At 33.5% G+C, this 6032-nt stretch carries 4 protein-coding genes; all 4 read left to right on the top strand.

The features are described 5' to 3' along the window. The first annotated feature begins 195 nt into the window (after positions 1–195). The 4 genes from RMO83_RS07385 to RMO83_RS07370 all read left to right on the top strand — a co-directional run bounded on the left by RMO83_RS07385 (position 196) and on the right by RMO83_RS07370 (position 5819). Positions 196–513, top strand: coding sequence for a DUF4834 family protein (locus tag RMO83_RS07385; protein ID WP_310559034.1), 318 nt, complete (start codon positions 196–198; stop codon positions 511–513). A 69-nt stretch (positions 514–582) separates the two neighbouring features. Beyond that, entirely contained in the window at positions 583–3012 is a 2430-nt protein-coding gene (locus RMO83_RS07380; protein ID WP_310559033.1) for a YfhO family protein, read from the top strand. A gap of 2 nt (positions 3013–3014) precedes the next feature. Next, positions 3015–4307 carry a glycosyltransferase family 4 protein gene (locus RMO83_RS07375; RefSeq protein WP_310559032.1) on the top strand — a complete coding sequence of 431 codons (1293 nt, stop codon included), beginning with the start codon at positions 3015–3017 and terminating at the stop codon, positions 4305–4307. A 15-nt stretch (positions 4308–4322) separates the two neighbouring features. Continuing rightward, the gene (locus RMO83_RS07370; RefSeq protein ID WP_310559031.1) at positions 4323–5819 is read left to right on the top strand and encodes an oligosaccharide flippase family protein; all 1497 of its coding nucleotides are present in this window, start codon (positions 4323–4325) and stop codon (positions 5817–5819) included. Positions 5820–6032: the final 213 nt, after the last annotated feature.

Genomic DNA, 6032 nt, shown 5'->3' with positions numbered 1-6032 from the left:
ATTGTTTCTCCCGGTCTATTTGAATTAATTTGATCTGTGTGTTGTCCGTAATGAATCGATGAGAACATTAAAGATGTTGCAACGACTAGGGCTTTGATTTTGCACATATAGTTGTTTTTATTAAAAAAAGAATAACATATTTCAAATGTACTATATTTTATTATTAATTTAAGAATGATATTTTAAATTTGAACGATGGAATTGTTAATTTTACCAAAAATTATTTTGATTATGCAAACAGCCGGACTTAGTACTATTGTAGAAACAATTTTAGTTATCTATTTTTTGTATTACGCATTTAAATTTTTGGCAAGATTGTTTTTGCCTTTTGTGGTAAAGAAAGTAGTGGAGAAAGCAGGTGAAAATTTCCAGAAACAGCAGCAATATGCTCAGGGTAATTCGTGGCAAAAAACACAAAGTAACGATGAAGTTATCATTGATACTGCCAATGCAAAAAAACCTCGTGAAACCAAAAAAGTCGGGGAATATGTTGATTACGAAGACATTGAATAAAAGTAAACAGTATTCAGTGCTTGTTAGCTGCAACCATAAACCCAAAACTATAAACCTTAAACCGATTCAATGAAGCAACTTCAAAAGTTATATCCACACGCCTTAGTATTACTTGGATTCGTATTAATTTCCCTCATCTATTTTTATCCAGTTTTGCAGGGAAAACAAATTTTTCAATCGGATATTGCCCAATATACCGGAATGGCAAAGGAGCAAAATGACTTTAGAGCTTCAGATCATCAGGAACCTTTTTGGACTAATTCAGCTTTTGGAGGAATGCCGACCTATCAGTTGGGAGCCAAATACCCGCACGATTATGTTGGAATGCTAGATGACGCTATTCGATTTTTACCTCGTCCAGCCGATTATCTGTTTTTGTATTTTTTAGGTTTTTATGGTTTATTACTGGTTTTAAAAATTGATCCTCTCAAAGCCTTTTTTGGAGCGCTAGCCTTTGGATTTTCTACTTATTTGATCATAATTTTAGGAGTTGGTCATAATGCCAAAGCACACGCCATTGGATATATGCCATTGGTTGTTGCGGGTTTTATACTGGTTTTTCAAAAGAAATATATTTGGGGCGGATTGCTGACAATGTTTGCTGTTGCTTTAGAAATCAACGCCAATCACTTTCAAATGACCTATTATTTGTTGATTTTCTTGCTGGTACTTTCCGGATATTTTATCTATCAAGCTATTAAAGAAAAGGAATACAAATCTTTATTGACTTCCTTTGGTGTTTTGTTCATAGCCGGAATATTTGCGCTTGGCGCCAATGCCACCAATTTGTTGGCTACTGCCGAATATGCCAATTTTAGCACTAGAGGAAAAAGTGAATTAACTTTTAATCCTGATGGTTCAAAAAGTGTTGGAAACAGCGCAATGTCTCGAGAATACATCACGGAATACAGTTACGGAATTGCCGAAAGTTTCAATTTGATTGCTCCACGACTTTTTGGAGGTTCTAATAGTGAAGTTCTTGGGAAGGACAGCTCGATGTATGAATTTATGACTACGCAAGGAGTTCCAGAAGCGCAAGCCAACGATTTTGTTTCGGCTATGCCAACGTATTGGGGCGACCAACCCATAGTGGCTGCACCTGCTTACATCGGGATTGTGGTTTTCTTCTTGGGAATTTTGGCGTTATTTGCCGATAAACGAAAAATTAAATACGTCTTTCTTTCTGGAGCCATTGTTGCAATAGTACTTTCTTGGGGAAAAAATTTCCCGGCATTGACTGATTTTTTTATAGACAATGTGCCAATGTACAATAAGTTTAGAGCTGTTTCTTCAATTCAGGTTATCTTGGAATTGTGTTTTCCGGTTCTGGCTGTTATGGGTTTCCAATCCTTTTTTAAACTAGAAAAAGAGTCTCAGTTTAAAGCTTTGTGGCAATCTGCCGCAGTAGTTTTTGGAATTATTGTAGCCTTATTTTTATTGAAAAGCAGTTTCAGTTTTGCTGGAGCGAATGACAGTTATTTCAGGGAAAGTTATGGGCCAGCATTTGTTGATGCATTGAAATCAGACAGAATGACCCTTTATTCTGCTGATTTATTACGTTCAGGTTTCTTTATTTTGCTAGCCGCTGGAGTTTTGTGGATGTTTATCAAAAATAGATTGGCTCAAAATACGACTATAATTCTTGTTGGATTGTTGTTGATCCTTGATTTGGTTTTTGTGGATAAGAAATATGTTTCAGCCAAAGATTTTGTTAGCAAAAGAGAAGTAGAAGTTCCTTTTCAGGAAACACCAGCCGATGTTCAGATTTTACAGGACAAGACTCATTATCGTGTTTTTGAGGTTTCAGGTAATTTATCAAGTGCCCGATCATCCTATTTTCATAAATCGATTGGGGGTTACAGTGCTGTGAAACCCCGAAGAATGCAGCAATTATTTGATTATCAAATTGCCAAAAACAATATCGAGATTCTCAATATGTTGAATGTCAAGTACATTATCCAAACCGATTCTACGGGTAATTCTTTCCCAGTTCAAAATCCGGATGCCAATGGGAATGCTTGGTTTGTTTCTAAAATTCAAAATGTAAAATCAGCTGACGATGAAATGAAAGCTTTGGATAAATTGGATTCTAAAGTAATTGCAGTTAAATTTAAAGATAAAAATGATAAAAATTTTGAAATGCCTCTACCATTCAGAATAGATAGCTTGGCTACAATTCAATTAACATCCTACAAACCAAATCATCTAAAATATATTTCAAATAATAAATACCTTGGTTTTGGAGTGTTTTCTGAAATTTATTATGAAAAGGGTTGGAATGCCTATGTTGATGGAAAATTAACGGATCACTTTCTTGTAGATTATGTTTTGCGAGCGATGGAAGTTCCAGCAGGTAAGCACGTCATAGAATTCAAATTTGAACCGCAAGTGGTGAAAATAGGAAGTATGATTACACTTTTCAGTTTTATAGGAATGTTGTTGTTATTGATTGGTGGGATTTATATTGAAAGGAAGAAAAGTTTAAACCTTAAGCCTTAAACTTGAAACCAAAAAAACTTCTTATCATAACGTATTATTGGCCTCCAGCTGGCGGACCAGGCGTTCAACGTTGGTTGAAATTCGTGAAATATTTACCTGATTTTGGTGTTCAGCCAGTAGTTTATATTCCGGAGAATCCAACGTATCCTATTGTTGACGAGAACTTGGTAAAAGAAGTTTCGGACAAGGCAATTATTCTCAAACATAAAATATTCGAACCCTATCAACTCGCTTCATTTCTTTCCAAGAATAAAACTAAAAAAATGAACTCGGGGATTATTCCAAACCAGAAAAAACAATCTTTTTTAGACAAAGTATTGCTGTGGATTCGGGGAAATTTATTTATTCCCGATGCGCGTGTTTTTTGGGTCAAACCTTCGGTGGCTTTTTTGGAGAAGTATATTAAAGAAAATGAAATTGATACGATTGTCACTTCGGGACCACCGCACAGTTTGCACCTCATTGGATTGGAATTAAAACAAAAAATGATTATAAAATGGTTCGCCGATTTTCGAGATCCTTGGACAACCATTGGCTATCATAAATCCTTGCGATTGTCGAATTATGCAGCAAAAAAGCACAAAGATTTAGAATATAAAGTACTTAATTCTGCCGACACAATTATTGTTACAAGCGACACCACTAAAAGGGAGTTTCAAGCCATTACCACTAAACCAATTGTTGTAATTACAAACGGATATGACACAGAAAATGTTGAGAAACAAAGTTTGGACACAAAATTTTCTTTGGCTCATATAGGTTCTTTTCTATCCGAAAGAAATCCCAAAATACTTTGGGAATGTTTAGTGGAATTAATCAATGAAGTTCCAGATTTTAAATCGCATTTGGAAATAAAATTAATCGGCGCTGTGAGTCAGGAAGTATTGGAAACCGTTTCTAAATTTGTATTGCATCCTTATCTGAATAATTTAGGATATGTTTCACATTCCGAGGCGATTACGCATCAAAGAAAATCACAAGTTTTGTTGCTGATTGAAATTAATTCCGATGATACGAAAAGTATTATTCCTGGAAAATTGTTTGAATATATGGTTTCGGGCAGACCTATAATTGCTATTGGTCCAGACGGTTCTGACTTTGCTGAAATCATTACCAATACCCGCACGGGCGTATTCTTTGATTATTCTGAAAAAATGAAACTAAAAACCGTACTTTTGGGCTTTTATAATCAGTTTTTGGAAGGAAAACTACAATCGAATGCCGTTGGTTTACAACAATATTCGAGAAAGAGTTTAACCGAAAAGTTAGTAAAACTTCTAACTTCCAGCTACTAACTTCTAACTTTCAAAATGGGAATAGTATTAAATCAGTCTTTTAAAAATACCATAATAACCTACATCGGTTTTGCGATTGGAGGGATTAATACTATTTATTTATTTCCTGTTATCCTTGGAGCTACTTATTATGGATTATCCAATTATATTCTTTCTTTTGCCAATGTTATCATGCCTTTGTTTGCAATCGGTATGCAAAATACTTTAGTAAAATTCTACTCACAGTACAAAACAGATGAAGAACGATCTCGTTTTTTATCATTTACCGTTCTATTCCCTCTTCTTTTAATTATTCCTATTTTACTAATTGGAATTATTTATTATGCTGAACTATTGGTCTTTTTGTCGAAAAAAAACCCAATCGTAAAAACCTACATTTGGCTTATTCCATTTATAGGAGTTTGTATGGCGTACTTTGAAATTTTTTATTCTTGGATGAGGGTTCATATGCACTCCGTTTTTGGAAATTTTATTAAAGAAGTAGGTCTGCGTTCTGCCTCTTTACTTTTGTTGATAGCGGTTCACTGCAGTTGGATTACAATTGAAGGATTTATCTATGCAACTGCCATAGTGTATCTACTAGCACTATTAGTAACGATGTTCTATGCCTTTAGTATTCAAAAACCTGTTTTTCAATTTAAAATACCCATTAATACTAAAGAGGTTTTAACCTATACTTTCTATATTATTTTGTCAGGAAGTGTGGCCAATTTGCTTTTAGATGGAGATAAAATAATGCTGAACCAGTATAAAATAATTGAAAACATTGCCTATTATTCTGTAGCCACATATATTGCTTTGGTTATTTCGGTGCCAAGTCGTGCAATGCATCAAATTGTGTATCCTATTACGGCTAAACTAATGCACGAAAACAAGCACGATGAAATGGATATTTTATACAAAAAAACATCAATTAATTTGCAAGTGGTGGGAGGTTACGTAATGCTTGGTATTTTTGTGAATATTAATATGTTATATGAAATAATTATACAAGGGCTGAAAAATCCCGCTGAAAAAGAATTGTATCTTAGTGGTATAATGGTGGTTTTTATGATAGGAATTTCTAAATATTTCGACTTGATTTTAGGCAATAATAACGCCATTATTTTCAATACTAAATATTACCGAACAGTGCTGTTATTAGGCGTTCTTTTGGTAGTTTTGACCATCGGATTGAATATGATTTTTATCCCTATTTATGGAATCATTGGATCAGCATTCGCCACTTTATTGTCGATTACTTTGTATAGTTTAGCCAAATTACTTTTTGTAGTAAAGAAATTGCATTTGTATCCTTTTACCAATCAAACCTTGTATTCAATGGCTTTAACGTTTATTTTGTTTGTTGCTTTTTACTTTTGGGATTTTCCTTTTAATCCTATTATTTCAATTATTTTAAAATCAACATTAATGACTATTGCTTATGTTTATCTCAATTACCGGTTTGTTATTTCCATTGAAATAAATCAAGTTATGGACAAGTACTTGAAAAAACTGAAAATTATGAAATAAAAAAGTGTTTACTTTTTTTGTCTTCTAGCTCATTTCTCTAAGAGCGTTTATAAAAGTGAAATGTACCATTTTTGTAAATAGTCATTCCTTAAAAATGAATTAACAATTTGATTGTTAATAACTTGTGATTAAATTCAGTTGAAAACAGTACTTTTAAATCGCCAAAAAGTGTATATTTCGGTATAAAAAAGTGGCAATATGTTAGGCAAAATA

The organism is Flavobacterium sp., from assembly GCF_031423415.1.
Classification (GTDB): domain Bacteria; phylum Bacteroidota; class Bacteroidia; order Flavobacteriales; family Flavobacteriaceae; genus Flavobacterium.
This window is presented reverse-complemented; position numbering and strand designations above follow the sequence as displayed.

Coding starts and splice junctions, on each gene's coding strand:
- RMO83_RS07385 (WP_310559034.1), top strand. CDS start 196: ATGGAATTGTTAATTTTACCAAAAATTATTTTGATTATGCAAACAGCC.
- RMO83_RS07380 (WP_310559033.1), top strand. CDS start 583: ATGAAGCAACTTCAAAAGTTATATCCACACGCCTTAGTATTACTTGGA.
- RMO83_RS07370 (WP_310559031.1), top strand. CDS start 4,323: ATGGGAATAGTATTAAATCAGTCTTTTAAAAATACCATAATAACCTAC.